The organism is Ruania halotolerans (assembly GCF_021049285.1).
GTDB classification, from domain to species: domain Bacteria; phylum Actinomycetota; class Actinomycetes; order Actinomycetales; family Beutenbergiaceae; genus Ruania; species Ruania halotolerans.
In genome coordinates, this window is sequence record NZ_CP088017.1 from 2,589,687 (window position 1) to 2,614,511 (window position 24,825).

A 24,825-nucleotide genomic window follows, 5' to 3' on the forward strand; every position below is an offset into this window, starting at 1 on the left:
GAGGCTGCGCACCTCACGTGCCGAGACGCCTCAGCAGCCCACGGGGCTTCGCAACTAGGCTGGGCGGCATGGCAACCGAACCCGCACCGATTTCCTTTGCCCGTGGCGCACCCTCGCTCGACATCATCGACGTCGAGGGCCTGCGCGCCGCCGCCGACCGTGCGTTCACGAATGACCCCGCAGGGTCGTTCGCCTACGGCACGTCGGTGGGTTACAAGCCGCTGCGTGCCTGGATCGCCGACCGGCACGGCGTCAGCGAGGACCAGGTGCTCGTCACCAACGGGTCCATGCAGGCCGATGCGTTCCTGTTCGAGACGCTCGTCTCGGCCGGGGACACGGTCGTGGTGGAGCGCCCCTCCTACGACCGTACGCTCCTGTCCTTGAAGGGCCGCGACGCGGACCTCAAGGCTGTCCCGCTGGACGAGGACGGGGTGGACGTGGCCGCGTTCGCCGAACTGCTCGAAGGCGGCGCGAACGTCTCCCTTGCGCACCTCATCCCGAACTTCCAGAACCCGGCCGGCTACTCGCTCTCCGGGGATAAGCGCAGGGCGTTGGTGGAGCTGGCGCGCACGCACTCGTTCACCATCTTCGAGGACGACCCGTACGTGGAGTTGCGGTTCTCGGGGCAGCCGCAGCCGACGATGCTCTCGTTGTCCACCTCCGGTGAGGTGGTCTACGCCTCCTCGTTCTCCAAGACCGTGTGCCCCGGCATCCGGGTGGGTTACCTGGTGGGCGATGCCGCGCTGATCGCGACAATTGCCAAGCTCGCCACCGGCACCTACATCTCGCCGAACATGGTGGCTCAGTCCATCGTGAACGAGTTCGTCCGCGGCGGTTCCTTCGAGACCTCCATCGAGACCGTGAAGACGGCGCTCGCCGAGCGCGCCCAGCGCCTGTGCGCGGGGCTGCGTGAGCATGTTCCGGATGCACAGTTCGTGGAGCCGGAGGGCGGCTACTTCCTCTGGGTGAACCTGCCCGAAGGGGTGGACGGCGACGCACTGCACGCCGCCGCCGCCGCGCGCGGTGTGCAGATCGTCAAGGGCAGTGACTTCCTGCTCGACGACTCGAAGAATGCGATCCGGCTCGCCTACTCCGGTGTGACCCCGGACGAGATCGACGAGGGCGCCCGCCGCCTCGGCGAGGCCTACCGCTCGCTCTGAGCACACCTCCTTGACGCCGAGTGCCCGGCTTTTCGCTCATCCTCTGAGATATTTGCGAGAAGTCGGGCACTCGTGTGTCATCGAGTGACCGATAGGGTCACCACCATGGCGTCGACAGCGCAGATGCTCACCGTCCCCTCCCCCGACGGCGACCGTGACGTTCGCATCTCCAGTCCCGATCGCGAGATCTGGCCGGGGATCACCAAATGGGACCTCGCCTCCTACGTGGCCGCCGTGGGCGAGCCGATCCTGCGGGCACTCGGTGACCGGCCGGTCACGCTGCAGCGGTTCCCGCAGGGGGTGGGTGGGGAGGAGTTCTTCTCGAAGAACCCGCCCCGCGGGGTGCCCGCGTACACCCGCACGGTGATGTGCACCTACCCGAGCGGGCGCAAGCACTCCCAGCTCGTGGTGGACGAGATCGCGACCGCCGTGTGGGCCGTGCAGATGAACACGATCACGTTCCACCCGTGGCCTGTGCGCACCGCGAACACGGACAACCCGGACGAATTGCGGATCGATCTGGACCCCCAGCCCGGTCGCACCTTCGCCGACATCATCACCGCCGCTCGGGCCCTGGCAGATCTGATGCGGGAGATCGGACTCACCCCGTGGGTGAAGACCTCCGGGAGCCGCGGGCTGCACGTGTACGCGCGGATCGCACCGGCCCGCGAGTTCCTGGACGTTCGCCACGGCGTGATCGCGATCGCGCGCGAGTTGGAGCGCCGCCTGCCGGAGTTGGTGACCACCGCCTGGTGGAAGGAGGAACGCGGGGAGAAGATCTTCGTCGACTTCAACCAGGCGAACCGGGACCGCACCATCGCCTCCGCCTACTCCCCCCGCCCACTGGAGGGCGCAACGGTCTCGATGCCGGTGCGCTGGGAGGACCTGGACGAGATCAGCACGGCGGACTTCACCGTGCTGACGGTGCCCGGGCTACTGGAGAGCCAGGGTGACGCCTGGGCGGGGCTGGATGACGCCGTCGGGGATCTCGGGCCGGCCCTGCAGATGTGGGAGCGGGACGTCGATAACGGGCTGGGCGAGCTGCCGTTCCCGCCGGAGTATCCGAAGATGCCGGGTGAGCCGCCGCGGGTGCAGCCGAGCAAGAAGGTTGCCGAGCACTGGGACTCCAGCGGGAACAGAGTCGAGGAGTAGGTGGCGAGCAACTGAGTTCGTCCGGACGGGGCGCTCGTCAACACTCAGGTCAGCGGGTGAGCACCTCTCCCAGGTCGTACGCCACGGCCCGGTCCACCTGGTCGAGCGTGCAGGAGGTCGCATCGCGGTCCGGGCGCCAGCGCAGGAACGTCACGGCATGGCGGAACCGGTGCCCTTCGAGCTGGTCGAACTTCACCTCCACCACACGCTCGGGCCGGAGGCGGACGAAGCTGACGTCCTTGTTGGAGCTGAACCGGGACCGGTCGGTCTCACCGCGCACCGCGTCGCCGTCGTCATCGCGTGCCACGAGGGGTTCGAGTTCCTCCACCAGCTCCAGGCGCCGGGCGTTGGTGAACGCGGCGATCCCGCCGACGTTGATGAGCTGCCCGTCGTCGGTGTACAGCCCGAGCAGGAGCGAGCCCACACCCTGGCCGGACTTGTGTACGCGATACCCGACGGCGACCGCTTCGGCGGTCCTCGAGTGCTTCACCTTGATCATGGTGCGCTTGCCGGGCTGGTAGGTGGAGCGGTTCGGCTTGGCGATCACACCGTCCAGGCCGGCGCCCTCAAACCGCTCGAACCAGTCGCGTGCCACCGCCTCGTCGTCGGTGACGCGGGTGAGGTGGATCGGTGCCGGGTCAGCGTGGCCGGCGAGATCCGCCAACACCTCCTCCAGCCGCGCGCGGCGCTGGTCGAAGGGTGCCTCCATGAGGTCCTCGTCACCGATGGCGAGCAGGTCGAAGGCGACGAACTCCGCCGGGGTCTCGGCAGCCAGCCGTTGCACCCGGGACTCGGCCGGGTGAATCCGTTGCGAAAGCGCCTCCCAGTCGAGGCGCTGTGCGCCCGGCTCCCCGGAACGCACCACGATCTCCCCGTCGATGGCGCACCGAGATGGCAGATGGTGACGGATCGCCTCAACCAGCTCCGGGAAGTACCGGGTGAGCGGCTTCGACCCTCGCGAGGCGATCTCCACCTCGTCGCCATCCCGCAGCAGGATGCCGCGGAACCCGTCCCATTTGGGCTCGTAGGTGTAGCCACCGTCGACGGCGCCAGAAGCGGGCACCTCTTTCGCGGCCTTGGCGAGCATCGGTGTGATGGGCAACTGGATGGGCAACGAGATCGGCACCTGAGTCAGTCTGCCCGCTCGGACCAGTGGGGGCTAGTGGCCGAGCTCGAGCGTGTCGATCACCTCGTAGCGCGGCGCACCACCCGCCCCCTCCCCCAGGTGTGAGGCCACGAGCGTGATCTCCTCTGCCATCCAGTCCGGACCCCGGTAGACGGCGAGCGCCCGGGCCGCCACGCGGACCGCCGAAGGTTCCTCGGCGGCATGTTCTCGCCGGCGACGCCCCCGGCGCTCCGGTGTGCCGCGACGCGAGGCTCGGGCGACGGTGAGGTGCGGCCGGGGTGAGCGAGCCGGCGGGCCGTCCTCGGCAGCCACGTACGGGGCACGGGCACAGGCCTGCATCAGATCGGTGAGAGCGGCCACCTCACCCCCGACGCCCACCCAGAGCGATCGGTCGCCGAAGGAACCGGACCCGGCCAGGTGCAGGTACACCGGCGCTGCGCCGGCTGCCTCCTCAGCAAGCGATGCGCGCACATCGGAGGCTGCGCCGTCGGGCACCGTTCCGTAGAAGGCCACGGTCACGTGCAGGTTCTCCTGCGGGGTGCGCCGCAAGGTCGGTGGACCGCCCGACGGCGATGGCTCGAGTACAGCTGCGAGCGCACCATTCAGGTGATCTAGCACCTCTGGCGGCGGCCAGAGCGCAGCGAAGAGCCTCATGGTCTGTTCCCTTCCCTGCGGCGCCGTGTGCTCTGCATGATCACCCAGACCAGGAGCCCGGCCAGCACCAGGGTGGCCGCGGCGCCGATGACGATCTGCCAGGCGGCGATGCCGGGCATCTCGTCGGGGCGTTCCACCTGAACGTGGGCGAGCGTGGCATCCAGCACGGTGGCGGCGGCGCTCACGCTGACGCTCCCGGTGCAGCCGCCGGACCCGTTGGGCACACACAAGCGCAGGGTGACGTCTGTGCTGACTGCCAGGTGCAGACCCACCGCGTGGGCGCTGTCTGTCGTCGTCTCGTCCCGGCCGGTGGCGACCACGCGGATCGACCCACCACCAGTCACCACGGCACCGACCAGATCAGCAACCGTGCCGAGAGCGGGAAACTGGCCTTCGAGTGCCTCGAGCACATCGGAACTGGTCAACTCCCGCGTGGTATCCACCTCCGGGTTCGCACCGACGTGCTGGCCAAACACCTCCAGGCCAGCAACATCCCGTTCGAGACGGGCTGGACCTTCCGGCGCCATGGCGATGGACGCCGTCACCGCCTGAATGTCGAGCACCGAGGTTCCGAACACCTGAACGCTGCCCCCTTCAACGGCGGACCGTGCGCTGAGCGCAGCGTCCTCGAGGCGCTCCGTATGGGCATTGACCTGCCGGAAGGTGGCCACACTGCCCACCTCGTACGGCCCGATTGCGTGGCCGTCGCTGCCTTGCGGGCTCTCCGGCGTGGTGGCCGAGACGCCGCTCACCTGCACGCCCTCGATGGCGGCCTCTCCGGCGACGATGTCGACGAGCCCGGAGAGCGCACCGGCGGCGCCCTCTGTGGTCACCTCCCACTCGAGATCACCCACCACAGCGTCCACCGCGTGGGCGTGCGCCGAACCGCCGGTGCTCGCCTGAGCGGGTTGCGCATCAGCGACGAGGAGACCTGCCGCGGCCAGGGCCGCCGTCAACACCCACCACCGGCGCCGTGGACCGCCCCTCCCGCGCTTCATCACACCGAGCCTACCCGGGGCGACTGTAGGCTGATCGGGTGCTCACGCGTGACGCTCGCCGCGCCACCTACCTCCGGCTGGGAACCGGCGAGTGGGCCGCGACCGTGGCGTTCACACTCGCCTACCTGATGCTGCGGGACACGCTCGCCCCTGGTGACCAGATCGCCCTCGCGGCAGCCCTCGTCCCGCTGCTCCTGATCCTCATGCAGGCAGGGTCTTACTGGCTCCTCGCGCGCCGCTGGGTGGGTGTGCGGGTGATGCCTCCCGGTGTGGCCGGTATGTATCGCGCGTTCCGGCTGGCGAACCCGATCGTGCTGGCGCCCGGTCTTGGCGTGGTGATCTGGGGTGCTTCCACGATCGGTGCCACCGTGCTCATCGCTGGCGTGTGGCTGTTCGCGGTGGTCGAGTACCTGAATTACTACGTGATCCGGCTGGCATACCCGGTGGCTCAGTGGGCGTCATTGGTCCGGCAACGTCGTACTCCACAACTGATGAAAGATGTGCGCGCGCGAGGCACGGCAGCTGGCGGCTGTTGAGCGCAGCGACTACCGCTCTTGCCAGGTGACCTGCACGTCGGCACGCGCGGCAGTGGATTCGATGAAATCGGCGTTGCGGGCATCGGATCCGTCAGTGAAGGCGAGGGCGCGTTCCATGGTCTTACCGTTTGCGAGGTGGCGCGCGAGCAGGCGCTCTCGCCGGCCGACCGGATCGGTGGCCAGGAACCAGGTCTCGTCCACGATTCGGGCGATCTCGTTCCATGGCGGACTCTCCGCGAGCAGATAGTTGCCCTCCGTGAGCACCACCCGCACCTCTCCCGAGACGGGGACAGCACTGCCGATCGACTCCTCGATCGCGCCGCGCACATATCGCGGCGCGTAGATCATCTCGTCCCCGGGCCGCTGGTCGCGTAACCGGCGCAGCAGCGCCACATACCCGGCGGCATCAAAAGTGTCGATGGCGCCTTTGCGATCGGCCCGGCCGAGGCGATCCAGTTCGGCCTGGGCAAGGTGGAAACCGTCCATGCCCACGACGGCGGAGGTCACCTTGTGCGCGGCGAGGGCCTCCTGCAGGGCGTCGGTGAGGGTGGACTTGCCGGCGCCCGGGGCGCCGATGATGCCGATGAGCACGCGTGCCTCACCGGCGCCGGCTCGGTCGAGGATGCGCTCGGTGAGGCTGCCGACCCGGCCCGGGGCGGCAGTGAGGTGCAGCGGCAAGGGGGCTCCCGTCGTCGATGGTTCAGCGCTGCGCGCGGGCGGAGGCGTACAGGCAGATCGTGGCTGCCATGGCCAGGTTCAGGGATTCGGCGTGGCCGTGGATCGGGATGCGCACGACGGCGTCTGCCATGTCTCGTTCGGTGGTGCCGAGACCGTGGGCCTCGTTGCCGAAGAGCCACAGGGTCGGCTGTGCGAGGGTGGGCACCGTCGACTCCGGCTCGCTATCGGCGTGACTCTCGGCACGGTCGGCCAAGTCGTCCAGGTCGAGGGCGCCGGCGCCGTCAGCGGCGAGCACCTGCATGCCGGCTGCCCGGGCGGCCTGGATCGTCGCAGCGAGGTCGGCGCCGGTGCCGGTGGGCAGGTGAAAGAGTGACCCGACGGTCGAGCGCACCACCTTGGGATTGTGGACGTCGACGCTGCCGTGGGTAAGGATGCAGGCGTCGGCTCCGGCGGCGTCGGCGGCGCGGATCACAGTGCCGGCGTTGCCAGGGTCGCGCACCTGGTGCAGCAGGGCGACCAGGCGGGGCGTTCGCGCCAGCAGGTGATCGGGCTCGATCGCCTTCTGCCGCTGCAGTACAGCGAGGACTCCTTGAGCGTCCTCACTCATCGCAGCGAGCGCCTCCGGAGTAGTCAGGTGCACATAGAGCCCGGCTTCTCGGGCCCCGCGGGCGATCTCCGGGTGGCGTTCGTCCGCGTCCGGGGTGAGATAGACGTCGCGGACCTGCTCGGCGGCGAACCGGACCGCCTCGCGGACACCCTGGGGCCCCTCAACGAGGAACTGGTCTCGACGTGATCGCACCGATGCCTGGGCGAGAGCGCGCACGGAACGCACCCGGTCCGACTTCGGGTTGGCCACATCGACACTCACACCAGTCAGTATCCCGCGCGATCGGAGCCGTTGACCAATCCGATCCACTCGGCTCAGACAGCGATATGTCCGATCCTCGGCAGATGAGCGACCCGCCACCTTGCCCCATCCGCCCCATGTTCGGCGAGCCACGAGCGGGCGCTCTCCAGCGGCGGGAGATGCGGACGGCACACGATCGACGGCGCCCCTCCCGAACGAATCGGAAGGGGCGCCGTCGTAGTGAGTCAGTCAGGCTGTTTCAGGTGCTTCAGGCAGCCGGGTTCTTCGGGGCGTTCACGTCCTCCGGCAGCGCCTTCTTCGCCGTCTCGACGAGGGCCTTGAAGGCCACTGCATCGTGTACGGCGAGCTCGGCGAGCAGGCGACGGTCCACCTCGACCTCAGCGGCCTTGAGACCCTGGATGAGGCGGTTGTAGGTCATGCCCTCGGCCCTGGCAGCGGCGTTGATCCGCTGGATCCAGAGGCGACGGAAGTCGCCCTTCTTCGCCCGCCGGTCCCGGTAGGAGTAGGCGAACGAGTGCGTCACCTGCTCCTTGGCCTTGCGGTAGAGCCGGGAGCGCTGCCCGCGGTAACCGCTGGCGCGCTCGAGTACTGTCCTGCGCTTCTTATGGGCGTTGACCGCCCGCTTGACGCGTGCCACGTCTTACTCCTTGCGTTCGGGGGCCGGCGTTACTTGCCGAGCAGCTTCTTGATCTTCTTCGCGTCGGCCGGGGCGACCTCGACGTCGTTCACGAGGCGGCGAGCGTTCCGGCTGCTGCGCTCCTGGAACTTGTGCACGTGGCGTGCGCGCTGGCGCATGACCTTCCCGGTCCCGGTGAGCCGGAAGCGCTTCTTGGCACCGGAGTTCGTCTTGTTCTTCGGCATAACTCTTCTCGTCCTTCTCGGTTCGGCCTCAGCCGGCGTCGGCAGTGCCCTGAGCGTCCCCGGAATCCCGGGAGGCGCGGCGGCGCTGTTCGTTGCGGGTCTCGGACTTCTTCTTGTTCGGGCCGAGCACCATGGTCATGTTGCGCCCATCCTGACGGGGCACGCTCTCCACATGGCCGAGTTCGGCCACATCGTCGGCCAAACGCTCCAGCAGGCGCATACCCATCTCCGGGCGGGACTGCTCCCGACCACGGAACATGATCATCACCTTGACCTTGTCTCCGCCCTTGAGGAACCGCTCGACGTGGCCCTTCTTGGTGCCGTAGTCGTGCGGGTCGATCTTCAGCCGGAACCGGATCTCCTTGAGGACCGTGTTCGCCTGGTTGCGCCGCGCGTCACGCGCCTTCATGTCGGACTCGTACTTGAACTTTCCGAAGTCCATGAGCTTGCACACGGGTGGGCGGGCTTCTGGCGCCACCTCGACGAGGTCGAGGTCGGCCTCCTGGGCCAGCCGGAGCGCATCCTCGACCCGAACGATGCCAACCTGCTCACCGTTCGGTCCGACCAGACGCACCTCGGCAACGCGGATCCGCTCATTGATACGGGGCTCGCTGATGTGGTGCTCCTCACCTGAGTTGAAGTCAAATCACCGCCGCCACGGAAAAAGCCTCCGGGCGAGATGCGCGCGGAGGCTCAGGTGGTGCGCCACACAGGGTGCGACGGAGAAGCACGAGTGCTTCTCGACCTGGACCCGGGCTCTGTCGCACTGGCGAACCAATGCTGTTGAGCAAGGGTGGGAGAGTCTCCACTTGCATATCGGCTTGGTCCGTCCTGCCCAGGCGAACCCGCGCATCACGTTCCAGACCGATCGGTCAGCCTCAAGGTTAGCACGCAAGTGCCGTCATGCTGGAGTGCGGATCAATGCGACGTGCATCACGAGCAGTGAGCGATTCCGGACTCCTCCTATGCCGCTGCACGCCCAGTCAGCCGGTCGGCCGGACCTGGAACTCCAGCGAGTCCACCCGATCAGCCACCTGCTCCTCGGCAGCCAGCAGCTGCCCTGCGCGCGAGACGATCCCGGAGACGTGCTCCCGGGCCAAGCCGGGTGCAATTCCCAGCACGACGCGTACTTCGGCACGCTCTCCCGGCTCCACACGCACTGCGGCAACCCCCTCGAGAGAGCGCATGGCACGTTGCACCGCCTCGGCGACCTCCGGGTCCTGTGCGGCCGGGATCCAGGGACGCTGCTGCGCGAGCGCCCAGACCGCGGGCCGGGGTAGCAGGATGGCCACGGGACCGCCGGGGTCCAGGACCAGCAGACCGTCAGCGTCGGACGCCGCGGCAAGGGCGGCACGCGGTCCCTCCACCGGGATCGGCCGAGCATCAGCGCGCCAGCGGGTGAGGGTGGCCATACTGCTGAAGACGGGGATGGCCGCACGCCCGTCCGGAGCCGCGACCGTCACCATCGCCGCAGACGCCGACTTCTCCCCCGCCACCGGGGCCCGCGTCTGCTCACTCGCCTCGTCCCGCTCCTCGAGCTGGGCCACCACCGGCACCAAGACGCGCACCTGCGCCAGCACGGCGACCACGGCGGGCAGGCGCTTTGCCGGATCGCCCATGGCCAAGGCAAGCGCCAGTGCCTCGGGCGCTGCGCCGTCGTCTCCGGCGAAGGGTGAGGTGGGTGGGAGCGAACGCCCGGCGCCCCCGGATTCAGGTACTGGCTCGATCACGGCCTCCCAGCGACGTCCAGCGCCTCGGGCAGCGTGAACGCCCCCGCGTAGAGGGCCTTACCCACGATCGCGCCTTCGACGCCGACGCCGGTCAAGGTCCGCAGCGCCTCCAGATCGGCCAGGCTGGACACCCCACCCGAGGCGACCACGGGCGCGTCCGTCGCCTCGCACACCTGGCGGAGCAGTTCGAGGTTCGGTCCCTTGAGCGTGCCGTCCTTGGTCACGTCCGTCACCACATAGCGCGAACAGCCGTCAGCGTCCAGGCGGGCGAGGACGTCCCACAGGTCACCGCCCTCGCGGGTCCAGCCGCGTGCAGCCAGTGTGGTGCCGCGCACGTCCAGCCCGACGGCGATCCGGTCACCGTGGCGTGCGATCGCACCTGCCGTCCACTCAGGGTTCTCCAGCGCGGCGGTGCCGAGGTTCACGCGGCGGCAGCCGGTGGCGAGCGCGCGCTCGAGAGAGTCATCGTCGCGGATGCCACCGGAGAGTTCCACGTCCACGTCGAGGCGCCCGACCACGTCAGCGAGCAACGCCGCATTGGATCCGCGACCGAAGGCAGCGTCCAGGTCCACCAGGTGGATCCATTCCGCACCACCGGACTGCCAGGCGAGGGCGGCGTCCATCGGGGCGCCGTAGGTGGTCTCGGAACCGGCTTCACCTTGAACGAGGCGGACGGCTTGACCGTCTGCCACATCGACGGCGGGGAGCAGTTGCAGGCGGGTGGTCACGCGGGTCCTCTCGGTGGGTGGTACTCAAGTCGGTGGTGCTCAATCGGCGGTGCTCAGCAACCCATCCGGTCAGCTCAACGTTCCGAGCCAGTTGCGCAGCAGCTCGGCACCGGCGTCGCCGGACTTCTCCGGGTGGAACTGGGTGGCGCACAACGGTCCGTTCTCGGCGGCGGCCACGAACCGGGTGTGGCCGTGCTGTGACCACGTCACCGAGACGAAATCCGGTGCGCTCCGGGCCGCGTAGGAATGCACGAAGTAGAAGCGCTCGTCCTCGATTCCGGCGAAGAGCGCACTTCCGGCTGGCGGTTCCACCGTGGACCAGCCCATGTGCGGGACCACTGGCGCCTCTAGGCGCTCCACCACACCGGACCACTCGTCCAGTCCGGCGCTGCCGTCCTCACCTTCGGTCCGGTGTTCGGCGCTGGAGGTGAACAGCACCTGCAGCCCGACGCAGATGCCCAGCACCGGCCGGCCACCGGCGAGCCGGCGGTCGATCATCCGTGGGGCGCCGACGCTGCGCAGCCCGTCCATCACGGCGGCGAACGCTCCCACGCCGGGAACCACGAGACCATCGGCCTCGGCGACCGCTGTCACGTCAGCTGTCAGCTCCACCTCGGCGCCGACTCGTTCCAGGGCGCGCACGGCGGAGCGCACGTTGCCCGATCCGTACTCGAGCACCACCACCCGGCGGGCGTTCACGGCCGCTTCTTCCGCGTGGCTTTGCCGAGCATGCGGGCCGCCTGCCAGCGGCCGAGCTCTTTCGGCGCCAACCGGCCCGGTGCGTCCTGCGGCTGGAGCATCCCGAGCAGGATCTGCTCGACCACATCGTCGGCGTGCGCGAGGATGAGCCCGGCGGCGACTTCATCGCCTGCCTCCCCAGCGGTGAACTGGCGGCCGCTGATGGTGCCGGTCAGACCCTCGTCACCCTGACCGAGTCGGGCGGTCAGGAGCACGACGCCTGCCTTGGCGGTCCGGGAGAGGGTGCCCGCTAGCTCCACGGCCTCGGCCGGATCTCCGCCGAGCAGTTCGCTCGGATCATCCGCAGCGGTCTCGATCACCCGCACGGCCAGTGCACCTGAGCGGGTGGGCACGATATCGGCGTCCAGTTTGGCGATCGCGCACAGTCCCGCGAGCGCAGGCGCGGAGGCGATGGGAGTGAGCACCACGGCGACGACACGGCGCGGAGCCGGCTGGTCTGCGGCAGGTTCCGCAGATTCATCCGATGTGCCGGAGTCCTCGGACTCAGATACACCGACACGAGCCTCACTCTCGCCAGAGGCCCCGTCAATGGCACCCTCATGGGCGGAACCCTCGGCGGAACTCCTGAAGGTGCGCTCCGGCTCCACCGCTTCCCCGAAGGCCTCAGCGAACGCAGCATCGAAGGCGCTGGAGTCGAAATCCTCCGGTTCGAACGCCTCGACCTCCTCGGGCATGCCGCCGTCCTGTGGCGCACCCTCCTGTGGCGAGCCGCCATCTTCGGGCGAGCCGGCGCCGTCGGGAATCTCTTCGCGTCCGGTCACAGCAGACCCTTCGTGGACGGGACCCCCGAGACCCGCGGGTCCACGGCAACGGCGGCACGCAGCGCACGCGCGAGCGCCTTGAACTGAGCTTCGACGATGTGGTGCGGATCGCGGCCGGCCAAGACCCGCACGTGCAGGCAGATCCCGGCGTGGAAGGCGAGCGCCTCGAACACGTGCCGGGTGAGCGCACCGGTGAAGTGGCCACCGATCAGGTGATACTCCTGCCCGGCGGGTTCGCCGGAGTGCACCAGGTAGGGGCGTCCGGAGACGTCCACGACGGCCTGGGCCAGCGCCTCATCCAACGGCACCAGGGCATCGCCGAACCGGGAAATCCCGGACTTGTCCCCCAGTGCCTCACGCAGGGCCTCACCGAGGCAGATCGCGGTGTCCTCCACGGTGTGGTGGGCGTCGATGTCCGTGTCCCCGGAGGCGCGCACGGTCAGGTCGATCAGGGAGTGCTTGCCCAGCGCGGTGAGCATGTGGTCGTAGAACGGCACGGTGGTGGACACGTCCACGGCTCCGGTGCCGTCGAGATCGAGTTCGACGACCACACTGGACTCGGACGTGGTGCGTTCGATCCGGGCCGTGCGGCGTGGCTGTTCGGACTGGCTCATCGGCCGGTCACCTCCTTCAGTGCGCCGCGGAATGCGGCCATGTCCTCAGCGGTCCCGATCGAGACCCGCAGGTACCCTTCCGGTCCAGTCTCCCGGATCAGCACACCCTTCTCGAGCAGACCCTGCCAGACGGCGTGGCGATCGTCGAATGTGCCGAACAGGACGAAGTTGGCGTCCGTGTCCGCCACGGTGAATCCCTGCTCGCGCAACCAGGTCACGCAGGCGTCCCGTTCCTCACGGAGCTGTGCCACCTGGGCCTGCAGGGCGCCGGTGTGGCGCAGGGCGGCCCGGGCCACCGCCTGGGTGACGGCGGAGAGGTGGTACGGCAACCGCACGATGCGCAGGCAGTCGATGAGCGCGGGAGCAGCGGCGAGGTAGCCGACCCGCGCCCCTGCGAGCGCGAAAGCCTTGGACATCGTGCGGGCCACGGCCAGGTGGGGGTACTCGTCCAGGACGGTCAGAGCGGAGGGAACACCACGGCGGCGGAACTCGGCATAGGCCTCATCGATGACCAGGATCGTGGCCGCCCCCTCGGGGCCGGTCTGGGCACAGGCGTCCGCGATCGCGCGCACGTCAGCCAGTGGGAGGGCCGTGCCTGTCGGGTTGTTCGGGCTGGCGAGGAGCACGACGGCGGGGCGCACCCTCTCGATGTGGGCGATCACCTCGGCCACATCGAGGGTGTGATCGGCCCGGCGGGCGCCTGCCACCCAGTTGGTGAGGCTGTCCCGGGCGTACTCGGGGTACATCGAATACGTCGGGGCGAACGACATGACCGTGCGCCCGGGCCCCCCGAAAGCCTGCAGCAGGTGCAGCATCACCTCGTTGGAGCCGTTCGCTGCCCAGATGTGCTGCGCGGTGAGGCCGCCGGCGGCGGACTCGGCAGCAAGGTAGGCGGCCAGGTCGGCGCGCAGGTCGAGGAAGTCCCGGTCCGGGTAGCGGTTCAGGGTGGCGGCGGCAGCGGCGACGGCCTCAGCGATCTCCCGTACGACCGCCTGCGGCGGCGCGTACGGGTTCTCGTTGACGTTCAGCAGATGTGCCACATCCAACTGCGGCGCGCCGTAGGGGTGCTCGCCGACCAGGTCGGCACGCAGGGGCAAGCGAGTCTCTAGGCGTTCGGGCACGGGCCAAGTTTAGGCGTCCCACAAGCCCGGCCGGTTCGGCGCCCATTGCACGGACCCGCCAGGAGACGGGCACACGGCGAGAGATCGGGGGCAGGACCTGGTTCAGAGAGTCTCGCGGCCGCCGAGCCGATCGATGAAGCGTTCGAGCGGGATGCTGCCGTTCTGCCACGGGGTGAGGATCCATGCGACGAGATATGCACCCACGCCCACCACGGGGAGCAGGAAGGAGAGCAGCACGAGAACGCGGACCACGGTCACGCTGATGCCGGCCTTGTCGGCCAGGCCGCCACAGATCCCGCCGACCAAGCGGCTGGGACCTCGCCGGAAGCCGGACTGACGGATGGAGTCGAAGAAACGTGTCATGGGACTCACGCTAGGCCTTCGTCGGGCAGTGCACATCCGGGACTGCCCTGAATCACACCCTGATTCCGGCTGAGGTGCGCTGAGAACGTGCAGCCGACGGTACTCAGTGGCATCTCCGGCCGGTGCGGCCTCAGGTCAGTGCTGCCTCCGGTCAGTGCTGCCTGCGCAGGCGCGCTGCTTCCCCGTGCGCCGGCAGGTCCTCCGCCTCGGCGAGGGTGATGAGCTGGTCGGTGACCTCGGTCAGCCCCTCCCTGTCGTACTCGATCACCTGCACGGACTTCAGGTAGGCCTGCACACCCAGTCCGCTGGCGAAGCGGGCCGTCCCACCGGTGGGGAGGACGTGGTTCGACCCGGCGATGTAGTCCCCCAGCGGCACCGGGGAGTACGGGCCCACGAAGATCGCGCCGGCGTTCTGGATCCGATCGGCAACAGCCGCGGCATCACGGGTGTGTATTTCCAGGTGCTCCGCCGCGTAGGCGTCCACTACGGCAATCCCGTGCTCGAGGTCGTCGACGAGCACCACGCCGGATTGCGGGCCGGTCAGGGCCGTCCGGATCCGCTGGTGGTGCTTGGCCACATCGGTCTGCAGCCCGATCGCTTCTGCGACGGCGGTCGCCAACTCCGGAGAGTCCGTCACCAGCACCGATCCGGCGGCCGGATCGTGTTCGGCCTGCGAGATCAGGTCGGCCGCGACAAGCTGCGGGTCGGCACTCTCATCCGCCAGGACGGCGATCTCGGTGGTGCCAGCCTCGGAATCGATGCCCACCACACCGAGGACGGCGCGCTTCGCGGCTGCCACGTAGATGTTGCCCGGGCCGGTCACCACATCCACCGGTGCGCAGGTGCTCAGCTCATCGGCCTCAGCGCCCGTGGCGCTCACACCATAAGCGAACATGCCGATGGCCTGTGCACCCCCCACGGCGTAGACCTCGTCCACGCCGAGCAGTGCACACGCCGCCAGGATCGTCGCATCCGGCAGGCCGTCGTTCTCCTTCTGCGGTGGGCTCGCCACCGCGATCGAGCGCACACCCGCCACCTGTGCGGGCACCACGTTCATCACCACCGAGGAGACCAATGCGGCGAGGCCGCCGGGCACGTACAGTCCCACGCGCCCGACCGGAACCCACCGCTGCCGCACCTCGGCCCCTGGGGCGAGGGACGTCGTCACCGGCTTGGGCACCTGGGCCTCATGGCCCAGCCGCGCACGGCGGATCGCCTCCTCCAGGGCCGCACGGACGGCCGGTTCCAGTTCCCGCAGCGCCTGCTCCAGCGCACTGCGCCGAACGCGCAACGTCTCGGGCCGAACACCATCGAACTGCTCCGAGAGGTCGGCCAACGCCGCGGCCCCTTCGGTGCGCACCCGATCCAGGATGGGGCGCACTCGCTCCGACGCCACCTCGATGTTGACCTCGGCACGTGGGAGCACGGCTCGGAGTTCGGCGGGAGCCATGGCCCGCCCACGGAGGTCGATGGTGCGCAACATGGGGCGAGTGTACGACCGCGCGATAATGGAGCGATGACACGCCCAGCACTCGAACCTGTCCCGATCGCCGATGCGATGATCCGCCTCGGTCAGCTGCTCAAGCTCGCCGGCGTCGCCGAGGACGGTGCTTCGGCTCGCCTGCTGCTCGGCGAGGACGCAGTGCGAGTCAACGGTGAGCCCGAGTCTCGTCGAGGGCGGCAGTTGGTCGTCGGGGACGAAGTCGATCTGGATCTGCCCACCGGAGCCCGGCGCTTGCAGGTCACCAGCCAGTCGTAGGTCGCGCCGATCACCTCGTCGAACGGCTCAGACGAGGCAGTTCGGGCCGAGCAGTGCCTTCAGATCACCGAACAGCGCCGGGGTGCGTTCCACTCGCAAGGCGTCTTCGAGGCGCATCACGGTCGCGCGCCCTGGTGAGACCAACCGCACGTGCACCTCGGTGACCCCCGGATGCGTGGAGAGCACGTTCTTCAACTGCAACAACACCGGCTCACTGCACCGCGACTCCGGGATCCGCACCGTCACCGGAGCCGACTCCCCCACGGTGACATCCGGCAACGAGACCTCCATGGCCTGCAGTGAGAGCGTCTCGTCGCGCCGCCGGATCCGTCCCTTGACCACCACCACCTGGTCCTGCGCGAGCACGGTGGAGTAGGCCAGGTAGGTCTCGCCGAAGAACATCACCTCAACCGAGCCCTCCATGTCCTCGATCGTGACGGCGGCCCACGGGTTGCCCTGTTTCGACATCTTCCGCTGCAGGGACGTGATCAACCCGGCGATGGTCACCGTGGAGCCGTCCGCTCGTGTCTCATCGGTGGTGAGAGTGGCAAGGGAGACGTCCGCAGCCTGGGTCAGCACGTGCTCGATCCCGGAGAGCGGATGGTCGGAGACGTACAGACCGAGCATCTCCCGCTCGAACGCCAGCTTCTGCTTCTTGTCCCATTCAGGAAGCTCAGGCACCTCCACCGCAAACCCGGATGACTCACCGTCGTCCCCGCCGAGTCCGGCGAACAGGTCGAACTGGCCTTCCGCCTCCTTGCGCTTGACCCCAATCACCGCGTCCACGGCCTGTTCGTGGATCATCAGCAGCGACCGGCGCGTGTGCCCGAGCGAGTCGAACGCACCCGCCTTGATCAGGGATTCGATGGTGCGCTTGTTGCACACCACAGCCGGCACCTTCTCCAGGAAATCGGTGAAGGAGGTGAAGTCGCCCTTGTCCTGACGCGCTTGCGCGATCGCGGCCACCACGTTCTGGCCCACATTCCGCACCGCTGCGAGCCCGAAGCGAATATCGAGGCCCACGGGTGTGAATGTGCCCGCCGAGGCATTCACGTCAGGCGGAAGCACGGTGATCCGCATCCGGCGGCACTCACCGAGGTAGAGCGCTGACTTGTCCTTATCGTCCCGGGTGGACGTCAGGAGCGCCGCCATGTACTCGGCCGGGTAGTGCGCCTTGAGGTAGGCGGTCCAGTACGAGATCACTCCGTACGCCGCCGAGTGCGCCTTGTTGAAGGCATAGTCGGAAAACGGCAGCAGGATCTCCCACAGCGTCTTCACCGCGTTCGCGGAGTAGCCGTTCGCCTTCATCCCGGCCTCGAAGTTGGAGTACTCGGCATCGAGGACCGACTTCTTCTTCTTGCCCATCGCGCGGCGCAGCAGGTCGGCTTGTCCGAGTGAGTACCCGGCCAGTTTCTGCGCGATCTCCATCACCTGCTCCTGATAGACGATCAGGCCGTAGGTGGTGCCGAGGACCGGGTCGAGCGGTTCGGCGAGTTCGGGGTGGATCGGGGTGATCGGCTGCTGGCCGTTCTTGCGCAGTGCGTAATTGGTGTGCGAGTTCGCCCCCATCGGACCTGGCCGGTACAGCGCGCCCACGGCGGAGATGTCCTCGAAGTTGTCCGGCCGCATCATCCGCAGCAGTGAACGCATTCCCCCGCCGTCAAGCTGGAAGAGGCCGAGCGTCTCCCCCCGCCCGAGCAGCTCGTACGTGGCGCGATCATCCAGGGTGAGCTCTTCGACTCGTACCGGCTCCTTACCGTTGACCACGATGTTCTCGAGCGCATCATCGAGGATGGTGAGGTTGCGCAGCCCGAGGAAGTCCATCTTCACCAGGCCGAGATCCTCCCCTGCCGGGAAGTCCACCTGCGTGATCACGGCGCCATCCTGCTCGCGGCGCATGATCGGGATGATGTCCAGCAGCGGCTCGCTCGCGATCACCACACCCGCGGCGTGGACTCCCCATTGCCGCTTGAGGTTCTCCAGGCCTCGCGCCGTCTCCAGCACTCGCTGGGCTTCGGGATCGGAGTTGACCACCGAGCGGAACTCGTCCGCCTCGGCGTAGCGCTTGTCCTCGGGATCGAACATGCCGGCGAGCGAGACGTCCTTACCCATCACGGCAGCCGGCATCGCCTTGGTGAGCTTCTCCCCCATCGCGAACGGGTATCCGAGCACGCGGGATGCGTCCTTGAGGGCCTGCTTGGCCTTGATCGTGCCGTACGTGACGATGTAGGTGACCTTGTCCTCGCCGTATTTGTCACTGACGTACTTGATCACCTCGCCGCGACGGCGCTCGTCGAAGTCGATATCGAAGTCCGGCATCGACTCGCGCTCCGGGTTGAGGAAGCGCTCGAAGATCAGCCCGTGCTCCAGCGGGTCGAGCTCGGTGATGCTCATCGCATACGCCGCGATCGACCCGGCGCCGGACCCACGCCCGGGGCCGACCCGGATGCCGTTCTCCTTGGCCCAGTTGATGAAGTCCGCGACCACGAGGTAGTACCCGGCGTATCCCTTGCCGGTGATCACCTCGATCTCATACTCGGCCTGTTTGCGGGAGGCGTCCGGCACGGCGCCGTTGTACCGCTCCTGAAGGCCCGTCTCCACCGCCTTCACGAAGGTGGATACCTCATCCTCACCCGCCGGAACCGGGTAGTGCGGCATGTACTTGCCGACCTCTTCGGTGAAGGTCACCTCACACTGTTCGGCCACCCGGAGGGTGTTGTCGCACGCCTGCGGGAACTCGGCGAACAGCTCGCGCATCTCGGCAGCGGACTTCAGGTAGTAGCCGCTGCCGCCGAAGGCGAACCGCTTGCCGCCCTGGTCATAGGTGGGCTCGGCGAGTGTGGATCCGGACTGCACGCACAGCAGCGCCTCGTGTGCGTGCGCGTCCTCATGTGTGGTGTAGTGCAGATCGTTGGTGGCCAGCAGCGGGGCATTGATCTCCTTGGCCAGCCGCAGGAGGTCCTTGGTGACCCGGCGCTCGATGTCGAGCCCGTGGTCCATCAGTTCGATGTAGTAGTTCTCCTTGCCGAAGATGTCCTGCAACTCCCCGGCTGCCCGGACCGCTTCCTCGTACTGCCCCAGACGCAGACGCACCTGCACCTCGCCGGAGGGGCAGCCGCTGGTCGCGATCAGACCTTTGCTGTACGTCTCCAGCAACTCGCGGTCCATCCGGGGCCACTTGCCGAGTTGTCCCTCGAGGGAGGCCAACGAACTCATCCGGAACAGGTTGTGCATCCCGGGCGTGTCCTTGGCCAGGATCGTCATGTGCGTGTACGCACCACGGGCGGAGACGTCGTCACCGGCCTGGTCGGCCTCACCCCATCGCACCCGGGTCTTGTCGAACCTGCTGGTGCCCGGGGTGACGTACGCCTCGACACCGATGATCGGCTTGATCCCGTACTTGCGGGCCTTGGACCAGAAGTCGTAGGCACCGAACAGATAGCCATGATCGGTGGTGGCAAGCGCCGTCTGCCCGAGCCGCTGTGCCTCGGCGAAAAGATCGTCCAACCTCGCCGCACCGTCGAGCATCGAATACTCGGTATGGACGTGCAGGTGGACGAAATCATCAGCCATGTCCCGAGTCTAAGCGCCCCCACCGTCAGTCCGGCGTACCCTCCGGGTGGCGGCACAGCCTACGATCGCAGACGAGGCTGGCGGCCCAGTGACGGGCCCAGGATGGCCGCCAGCTGCGACCGTGAGGACCGATGGATGACACAGTCAGGCCACACGCAGCAGCCGTGGCAGCGGGTCGCCCATGCGGCAGGCCTGCTCGCCGCGGACGGCACCACGCGGGCGACCATCTTCGCCGAGATGACGGCACTGGCCACGAAGACCGGGGCAGTGAACCTCGGTCAGGGCTTTCCGGATAGCGACGGCCCCCGCGCCGTCACCGATGCCGCTGCGGCAGCGATCCGCGACGGAATCAACCAGTACCCACCCGGCCCGGGGATCCCCGAGTTGCGTCAGGCGATCGCGGCACACCAGGAGCGGCACTACGACATCAGCCTCGATCCGGACCGCCAGGTGCTCGTCACCACCGGGGCTACTGAGGCGATCGCCGCCGCATTGCTTGCGCTCGCCAGCCCTGGGGATGATGTGCTCACCCTGGAGCCCTACTACGACTCCTATGCCGCCGTGATCGCACTCACCGGTGCCCGGCACACGCGCGCCCCCTTGGTGCCCGGCCCCACCGGGTTCCGCCTGGACCTCACGGCGCTGCGCCGCGCCGTCAACGACCGGACCCGGGTGATCCTTCTGAACACCCCGCACAACCCGACCGGTGCGGTGCTCAGTGCAGCCGAACTCGCCGAGGTGGCCCGCCTCGCCCAGGTGCACGACGCCGTCGTGGTCACCGACGAGGTGTACGAGCACCTCACCTACGACGACGTCCCGCACCTCCCGATCGCCACCATGCCCGGCGCGGCGGCGCGCACCCTGACGATCTCCTCCGCCGGGAAGTCCTTCTCCGTGACCGGTTGGAAGATCGGCTGGATCAGCGGACCAGCCGAACTCATCGAAGCCGTCCGTACGGTCAAACAATTCCTCACGTACACCAGCGGTGCGCCGTTCCAGCCGGCAGTCGCCCTCGCACTCGGCCTGGAGACATCCGACTCCCCAGACGCCGACTGGCTCCCCACCTTGCGCCGCTCACTCGCGCACCGCCGGGACCAACTCACGGACGGACTGCGGCACGCCGGACTGGCTCCCGTACCCGCGGCAGGTACCTACTTCGTCATGGCCGACGCTCAGCCGTTGCTGGCAGGCCCGCTGGCCGGTGCCGGAATCACCACGGCGGAGGAATTGTGCCGTCGCCTGCCCGAACTCGCCGGGGTGGTGGCTGTTCCCGCGACGGCGTTCACCACAGCCGGCTCACCCAGCACGGACGCCTTGCGCACCTGGGTGCGGTTCACGTTCGTGAAGTCGGAGGCCACCATCGCCGAGGCGCTACGCCGCCTGCAGACCCTCGCTGCCTGACCGGCAAGCCCTGCGCCGATCACAATCCGAACAACGCCTCCGGCAGCAGGTGCGGAATGCTCACCACTGCCCAGAACCGGCCGAACCGGCCCACGAGCGAGACGCCCGCGAACACCCACCAGCGCATGTGGAGCGATCCGGCAAGTACGGCGACCACCGCGTACGGCGGCAGGCCTGCAAAGGCGCTCACGAGCGTGAGAGCGGCCGCGCCCCATGCGTGGCGAGAGCACCATCGCTCCAGGGTGCGGATCCGCTCGGCCCAACGTGCACTGGGCTTCGCTCGTAGCCGGGCGACATCCAGGACTCCGCGGCCCACCAGGTAGGAGAGCATCTTGCCGGCCACCTGGCCGAGCGCCCCGGCCGCCGCCAACCACACGGGTGGCACATCGGCGACCACAGCCGCCCCGACCAGGTAGACCTCGGCGGGCAGCACCATCACGACGGCGGAGAGCGCGCAGTATCCGAATGCCGCCGCGAGCGCCCACAGGTCCATCGGTCAGGCGTCACCCACCTGCAGCGCACGCATCTCAGCCACTGCGCAATCGATCCACGGCATCCTGCAGGTCGGCCGGGTAGCTACTGCTCACCTCGACCCATGAGCCGGAACCGGGGTGGGTGAAGCCGAGCCGCATCGCGTGCAACCACTGCCGCTGCAGGCCAAGCGTGCGCGCCAGCACTGGGTCTGCGCCGTAGGTCAGATCCCCGGCACATGGGTGGCGCAGGGCGGACATGTGCACCCGAATCTGATGAGTGCGCCCTGTTTCCAGATGGATCTCGAGCAGGCTGGCGCTACGCATCGCCTCGAGAGTGGCGTAGTGGGTCACACTCGGGCGCCCCTGTGCGAGTACCGCCCACTTGTAATCGTGCTGCGGGTGCCTGCCAATGGGGGCATCCACAGTTCCGGCGCTCGGGTCGGGATGGCCCTGCACGACGGCGTGGTACACCTTCTCCACTGTGCGTTCCTTGAATGCACGCTTGAGCTGGGTGTAGGCACGTTCACTCTTGGCGACCACCATCAGACCGGACGTGCCCACGTCCAGACGGTGCACCACTCCCTGGCGTTCCGCCGCACCGGACGTCGCGATCCGGTAGCCGGCCGCGGCGAGCCCGCCGATCACCGTGGGTCCGGTCCAGCCCGGGCTCGGGTGGGCCGCGACCCCGACGGGTTTGTCCACCACGACCACGTCCTCGTCGTCGAGACGGATCGCCATCCCTGGCACCGGCTCAGGCGCCGCCAGCGGCTCCGACGTGAGGTCCGGCAGTGTCACCTCGAGCCAGCCACCACTGACCAGGCGATCCGACTTGCCGAGCTCACGACCGTCCAGCACCACATGGCCGGCGCTGGCGAGCTCGGCCGCTTTGGTCCGACTCATGCCGAGCATGCGGGCGAGTGCGGCGTCCACCCGTTCACCGGCGAGCCCATCCGGTACCGGTAGCGAACGGAGATCACCCATCGGATCGATCCCGGGTCCCACGGGTCTCTTCCGACAGGTCCCCGCTCGCCGACGCATCCACGTGCCCGGCGTGCTCGTCATCCTCGGCGAACGTGGTGCTGGCCGAATCGCTCTCGTCTCCGGCGGGTTCACGCTCGTCAGCGACGGGCTCGCCGCCACCACCCGCACGCGTACCGTCCAGTGCGACGCCGCGAAAGCTGAGCACGGCAATCGCGACGGCGGAAAGCACGATGGCGATGTCGGCAATGTTGCCAACGAAGTAGCCACCGTAGTTGATGAAGTCCACCACGTGCCCCACACCGAAACCTGGCTCCCGGAAGAGCCGGTCACCGAGATTACCGAGATTGCCGCCCAGTAGAGCTCCAAGAGCGATCGCCCAGGCGAGTGATCCCAATCGGCGCGAGATCCGCAGGATCACCACTGCGACGACCACCGCGGCGATGGTGAACAGCCAGGTGGCCCCTTCGGCGAATGAGAAGGCCGCGCCGGGGTTGAACACCAGGCTCAGCCCGAGCAGATCGCCGATCACTGGGTGGTACTCACCGGCGTCGAACTGGGCCAACACTGCGAACTTGGTGATCTGGTCCGCGGCGAGCACACCGAGCGTGAGCAGGACCACCACGCGCAGCAGGCGGCGACGGCGCCCCCGCACGCCGGCTCCGGTGCCGACCGGATCGCGGTCGCTCTTCTCGTGCGCGCCTGCCATGGCTGGCCCTTTCACTCATGACGACGGCGGGCCCCCTGCCGATGCGGGGACCCGCCGAACGCCTGCGGTATGCGTCAGTGCCTCACGGGCGGCGTGAATCGCTTTGCTCGCCGGAGGTGTACTGCGAGGCGATGCTTCCGCGGCCCTCGACATCGCTGAGCAGACCCTCGAGGTAGCTCTTCAACCGGGTCCGGTAATCCCGCTCGAAGACGCGCAGCTCGTCGATCTTGCGCTCGAGCAGCGAACGCTCGCTCTCAAGCTGGCTGAGCGTGCGGTTGCGCTGTTCGTCTGCTTCTCGCGTGAGGCGTTCACCCTCGGCCTGCGCCTCGGCGAGCAGTCGGTCCGCCTCGGCCTTGCCGTTGCTGACGTACTCGTCGTGGAGTCGCTGGGCCAACTGCAACATGCCTGTGGCGGACTCCGGCTCGTTTCCGCCGGTCGCAGCAGCCGTGGTGGCCTCGTCCACCTGCGGGGACACCTCGGCAGGCGCCTGTGCCGCGTCGCTGTCGGCTTCCGGTGCCGCAGCTTCTGCGGCAACGGTGTCCTGGCCGGCACCCACCGCGGAGAACTGCGTGGTCTGCTCGGCGGGTGTCTCGGCTGGCGCAGCCGCCGGAACGGTACCAGCGCCACCGGACAGTTCGGCGATTCGCCGCTCCGCCGCCTCGAGCTTCGCCTTCAGCTCCTCGTTCTCTCCGCCTACGACCCGCAGGGTGTTGACGACCTCGTCGAGGAAGTCATCTACCTCGTCCTGGTCGTACCCCTCACGGAACTTGGTGGGCTGGAACTTTTTGTTGAGGACGTCGTCTGCCGTCAGCAGAGCCATTCTCGTCACCTCGGTCTGTGTCGGTCGGGCCAACGGTTCTCGCTGACTCGGAAGATAAGGGTTCGGCGAAGATCACCGTAGCGGAAGATTTCACTCTACGCGTCACATGGTGGCCAGACGCGCCAAGACGCCGAGCAGGATCCAGCACGCCACGAGGACGATGAGGAACCCGACATCGAGCGCGATGCCACCTAGGCGCAGGGGTGGAATCAGACGCCGAAGCGCCTTCAAGGGTGGGTCGGTGGGCGTGTAAACAATCTCCGCCACGATGAGGGCGAGGCCGCGCGGCTTCCAGTCCCTCGCGAAATACGTCACCCAGTCGAAGCCCATCCGGACCAGAAGCGCCACCAGGTAGAGCAGGACGACCAGGTAGAGGAGCCCGAAGATCCAGCCCACGTCAGCTCTGGTTGAAGAATCGTGTCGTCGCCTCGGGCTCCTGACGCTCGCTGGCCACCTCGACGGTCGCAGGCGAGAGCAGGAAGACCTTGTTGGTGACCCGTTCGATGCTGCCATGCAGCCCGAAGATCAGACCCGCAGAGAAGTCCACGAGGCGCTTGGCCTCGGCGTCGGACATGTCGGTGAGGTTCATGATCACCGGGGTCCCGCCCCGGAACGCTTCGCCAATCGACTTGGCGTCGGTGTAGGTGCGCGGGTGCACCGTGGTGATCCGGCGCAGGTTATGACCGACGTGGGAGGCGGCCTGACTGATCGGTGTCACCTGGGCCTCCTGGGCGGGCTCGTCGTAGTCATCGTGGGCGAGTTCGGCGTAGCCGTCCTCATACTCGCCGTCCGCGTATCGCTCCTCGCGCTCCTGGTCGGCCTCGGAGAGGCCGAGATACAGCATCGTCTTGCGCAGTGCTCCCATGCCTGCTCCTTTTCTGATCCGGCGGAGCCGGGTAATGAACTGAATGATCTGGTGTTCTAGACGCTAGACCAGGCACGGCGTGCTCAGCGGGAGCAGGTGGCGGCGTGTCGTGTGCGCTGATCAGCGCACACGCCGGTG

At 68.2% G+C, this 24,825-nt stretch carries 28 protein-coding genes; 5 read left to right on the forward strand and 23 right to left on the reverse strand.

Going from position 1 to position 24,825, the window contains the following annotated elements; all coding sequences use genetic code 11:
- Positions 1–68: 68 nt before the first annotated feature.
- A complete protein-coding gene (locus LQF10_RS11460) occupies positions 69–1,160 on the forward strand; it encodes an aminotransferase-like domain-containing protein (protein ID WP_231063979.1) in 1,092 nt (363 codons plus the stop codon).
- A 105-nt stretch (positions 1,161–1,265) separates the two neighbouring features.
- Positions 1,266–2,312 (forward strand): non-homologous end-joining DNA ligase, encoded by a 1,047-nt coding sequence (gene ligD / locus LQF10_RS11465; protein ID WP_231063980.1) that lies wholly within the window; start codon positions 1,266–1,268, stop codon positions 2,310–2,312.
- Between the two features lie 49 nt (positions 2,313–2,361).
- Here ligD and LQF10_RS11470 read toward each other — a convergent pair whose 3' ends face one another.
- From LQF10_RS11470 to LQF10_RS11480, 3 genes are all read right to left on the reverse strand, one after another.
- Positions 2,362–3,399 (reverse strand): ATP-dependent DNA ligase, encoded by a 1,038-nt coding sequence (locus LQF10_RS11470; RefSeq protein ID WP_231067314.1) that lies wholly within the window; start codon positions 3,397–3,399, stop codon positions 2,362–2,364.
- A 72-nt stretch (positions 3,400–3,471) separates the two neighbouring features.
- Positions 3,472–4,092, reverse strand: coding sequence for an RNA 2',3'-cyclic phosphodiesterase (thpR, locus tag LQF10_RS11475; RefSeq protein WP_231063981.1), 621 nt, complete (start codon positions 4,090–4,092; stop codon positions 3,472–3,474).
- Positions 4,089–5,090: a hypothetical protein gene (locus tag LQF10_RS11480; RefSeq protein WP_231063982.1), complete on the reverse strand. Its 1,002-nt coding sequence runs from the start codon at positions 5,088–5,090 to the stop codon at positions 4,089–4,091. The genes thpR and LQF10_RS11480 overlap by 4 nt, the downstream gene beginning before the upstream one ends.
- A gap of 38 nt (positions 5,091–5,128) precedes the next feature.
- Here LQF10_RS11480 and LQF10_RS11485 point away from each other — a divergent pair, with 38 nt between their 5' ends.
- The gene (locus LQF10_RS11485) at positions 5,129–5,626 is read left to right on the forward strand and encodes a hypothetical protein (protein WP_231063983.1); all 498 of its coding nucleotides are present in this window, start codon (positions 5,129–5,131) and stop codon (positions 5,624–5,626) included.
- A gap of 9 nt (positions 5,627–5,635) precedes the next feature.
- On the opposite strand, the gene LQF10_RS11490 is transcribed toward LQF10_RS11485, so the two are convergent.
- The 13 genes from LQF10_RS11490 to hisD form a co-directional block, all read right to left on the reverse strand.
- The gene (locus tag LQF10_RS11490) at positions 5,636–6,304 is read right to left on the reverse strand and encodes a nucleoside/nucleotide kinase family protein (RefSeq protein WP_231063984.1); all 669 of its coding nucleotides are present in this window, start codon (positions 6,302–6,304) and stop codon (positions 5,636–5,638) included.
- Positions 6,305–6,326: 22 nt separating this feature from the next.
- A complete protein-coding gene (locus LQF10_RS11495) occupies positions 6,327–7,172 on the reverse strand; it encodes a TrmH family RNA methyltransferase (protein WP_231063985.1) in 846 nt (281 codons plus the stop codon).
- A gap of 247 nt (positions 7,173–7,419) precedes the next feature.
- Positions 7,420–7,809, reverse strand: coding sequence for a 50S ribosomal protein L20 (gene rplT / locus LQF10_RS11500; RefSeq protein ID WP_231063986.1), 390 nt, complete (start codon positions 7,807–7,809; stop codon positions 7,420–7,422).
- Positions 7,810–7,838: 29 nt separating this feature from the next.
- On the reverse strand, positions 7,839–8,033 hold the full coding sequence (rpmI, locus tag LQF10_RS11505) for a 50S ribosomal protein L35 (protein ID WP_231063987.1): 195 nt from the start codon (positions 8,031–8,033) through the stop codon (positions 7,839–7,841).
- 28 nt (positions 8,034–8,061) lie between these two features.
- Positions 8,062–8,607 carry a translation initiation factor IF-3 gene (infC, locus tag LQF10_RS11510; RefSeq protein ID WP_231063988.1) on the reverse strand — a complete coding sequence of 182 codons (546 nt, stop codon included), beginning with the start codon at positions 8,605–8,607 and terminating at the stop codon, positions 8,062–8,064.
- Positions 8,608–9,016: 409 nt separating this feature from the next.
- Positions 9,017–9,763 carry an SseB family protein gene (locus tag LQF10_RS11515; RefSeq protein ID WP_231063989.1) on the reverse strand — a complete coding sequence of 249 codons (747 nt, stop codon included), beginning with the start codon at positions 9,761–9,763 and terminating at the stop codon, positions 9,017–9,019.
- On the reverse strand, positions 9,760–10,491 hold the full coding sequence (priA, locus tag LQF10_RS11520; RefSeq protein WP_231063990.1) for a bifunctional 1-(5-phosphoribosyl)-5-((5-phosphoribosylamino)methylideneamino)imidazole-4-carboxamide isomerase/phosphoribosylanthranilate isomerase PriA: 732 nt from the start codon (positions 10,489–10,491) through the stop codon (positions 9,760–9,762). Before priA ends, LQF10_RS11515 begins: the two co-directional genes overlap by 4 nt.
- A 69-nt stretch (positions 10,492–10,560) precedes the next feature.
- A complete protein-coding gene (gene hisH / locus LQF10_RS11525) occupies positions 10,561–11,190 on the reverse strand; it encodes an imidazole glycerol phosphate synthase subunit HisH (protein WP_231063991.1) in 630 nt (209 codons plus the stop codon).
- Complete coding sequence (locus LQF10_RS11530; RefSeq protein ID WP_231063992.1) at positions 11,187–12,011, reverse strand: hypothetical protein; 825 nt, start codon at positions 12,009–12,011, stop codon at positions 11,187–11,189. The genes hisH and LQF10_RS11530 overlap by 4 nt, the downstream gene beginning before the upstream one ends.
- Positions 12,008–12,625 carry an imidazoleglycerol-phosphate dehydratase HisB gene (gene hisB / locus LQF10_RS11535; RefSeq protein ID WP_231063993.1) on the reverse strand — a complete coding sequence of 206 codons (618 nt, stop codon included), beginning with the start codon at positions 12,623–12,625 and terminating at the stop codon, positions 12,008–12,010. Before hisB ends, LQF10_RS11530 begins: the two co-directional genes overlap by 4 nt.
- The gene (locus tag LQF10_RS11540; RefSeq protein WP_231063994.1) at positions 12,622–13,746 is read right to left on the reverse strand and encodes a histidinol-phosphate transaminase; all 1,125 of its coding nucleotides are present in this window, start codon (positions 13,744–13,746) and stop codon (positions 12,622–12,624) included. The genes hisB and LQF10_RS11540 overlap by 4 nt, the downstream gene beginning before the upstream one ends.
- A 102-nt stretch (positions 13,747–13,848) precedes the next feature.
- Entirely contained in the window at positions 13,849–14,109 is a 261-nt protein-coding gene (locus LQF10_RS11545; protein WP_231063995.1) for a PspC domain-containing protein, read from the reverse strand.
- 151 nt (positions 14,110–14,260) lie between these two features.
- Positions 14,261–15,592, reverse strand: coding sequence for a histidinol dehydrogenase (hisD, locus tag LQF10_RS11550; protein ID WP_231063996.1), 1,332 nt, complete (start codon positions 15,590–15,592; stop codon positions 14,261–14,263).
- A gap of 33 nt (positions 15,593–15,625) precedes the next feature.
- On the opposite strand from hisD, the gene LQF10_RS11555 reads away from it, so the two are divergent.
- Positions 15,626–15,868, forward strand: a complete 243-nt coding sequence (locus LQF10_RS11555) for an RNA-binding S4 domain-containing protein (RefSeq protein WP_231063997.1) — start codon at positions 15,626–15,628, stop codon at positions 15,866–15,868.
- A 27-nt stretch (positions 15,869–15,895) separates the two neighbouring features.
- On the opposite strand, the gene dnaE is transcribed toward LQF10_RS11555, so the two are convergent.
- A complete protein-coding gene (gene dnaE / locus LQF10_RS11560; RefSeq protein ID WP_231063998.1) occupies positions 15,896–19,441 on the reverse strand; it encodes a DNA polymerase III subunit alpha in 3,546 nt (1,181 codons plus the stop codon).
- A gap of 135 nt (positions 19,442–19,576) precedes the next feature.
- Between dnaE and LQF10_RS11565 the strand changes: the two genes are divergently transcribed.
- Positions 19,577–20,842 (forward strand): aminotransferase class I/II-fold pyridoxal phosphate-dependent enzyme, encoded by a 1,266-nt coding sequence (locus LQF10_RS11565; RefSeq protein ID WP_231063999.1) that lies wholly within the window; start codon positions 19,577–19,579, stop codon positions 20,840–20,842.
- Positions 20,843–20,861: 19 nt separating this feature from the next.
- On the opposite strand, the gene LQF10_RS11570 is transcribed toward LQF10_RS11565, so the two are convergent.
- The 6 genes from LQF10_RS11570 to LQF10_RS11595 all read right to left on the reverse strand — a co-directional run bounded on the left by LQF10_RS11570 (position 20,862) and on the right by LQF10_RS11595 (position 24,687).
- Positions 20,862–21,335: a YqaA family protein gene (locus LQF10_RS11570; RefSeq protein WP_231064000.1), complete on the reverse strand. Its 474-nt coding sequence runs from the start codon at positions 21,333–21,335 to the stop codon at positions 20,862–20,864.
- 34 nt (positions 21,336–21,369) lie between these two features.
- Positions 21,370–22,296, reverse strand: coding sequence for an RluA family pseudouridine synthase (locus LQF10_RS11575; RefSeq protein WP_231064001.1), 927 nt, complete (start codon positions 22,294–22,296; stop codon positions 21,370–21,372).
- On the reverse strand, positions 22,289–23,002 hold the full coding sequence (lspA, locus tag LQF10_RS11580) for a signal peptidase II (RefSeq protein WP_231064002.1): 714 nt from the start codon (positions 23,000–23,002) through the stop codon (positions 22,289–22,291). Before lspA ends, LQF10_RS11575 begins: the two co-directional genes overlap by 8 nt.
- A gap of 82 nt (positions 23,003–23,084) precedes the next feature.
- Positions 23,085–23,822 (reverse strand): DivIVA domain-containing protein, encoded by a 738-nt coding sequence (locus LQF10_RS11585; RefSeq protein WP_231064003.1) that lies wholly within the window; start codon positions 23,820–23,822, stop codon positions 23,085–23,087.
- Between the two features lie 102 nt (positions 23,823–23,924).
- A complete protein-coding gene (locus tag LQF10_RS11590) occupies positions 23,925–24,218 on the reverse strand; it encodes a YggT family protein (protein ID WP_231064004.1) in 294 nt (97 codons plus the stop codon).
- Position 24,219: 1 nt separating this feature from the next.
- Positions 24,220–24,687, reverse strand: a complete 468-nt coding sequence (locus tag LQF10_RS11595) for a cell division protein SepF (protein ID WP_231064005.1) — start codon at positions 24,685–24,687, stop codon at positions 24,220–24,222.
- Positions 24,688–24,825 lie beyond the last annotated feature (138 nt).